This window comes from Tistrella arctica (assembly GCF_039630945.1).
GTDB classification, from domain to species: domain Bacteria; phylum Pseudomonadota; class Alphaproteobacteria; order Tistrellales; family Tistrellaceae; genus Tistrella; species Tistrella bauzanensis.
Genome location: NZ_JBBKTV010000053.1, coordinates 1 through 243, shown reverse-complemented (window position 1 = coordinate 243; position 243 = coordinate 1). Strand labels below are relative to the sequence as shown.

General features: G+C 56.0%; 1 rRNA gene. It reads right to left on the bottom strand.

Going from position 1 to position 243, the window contains the following annotated elements:
* Positions 1-199: ribosomal RNA gene (locus WG924_RS28150) — 16S ribosomal RNA — on the bottom strand; the annotation flags it as partial.
* Positions 200-243: the final 44 nt, after the last annotated feature.

Below are 243 nucleotides of genomic sequence, written 5' to 3'. Positions count from 1 at the left end.
GCCGAAGCCTTTCCCCCGAAGGGCGTATGCGGTATTAGCTGCAGTTTCCCGCAGTTATTCCCCATAGATGGGCAGATTCCCACGTGTTACTCACCCGTGCGCCACGTAAGTCCAGGCCGAAGCCTGAACCCCGTTCGACTTGCATGTGTTAGGCATGCCGCCAGCGTTCGTTCTGAGCCAGGATCAAACTCTCAAGTTGAACCTTCGACAGATGATCGCTCATCCGCCAAGGCTTCAACCGAA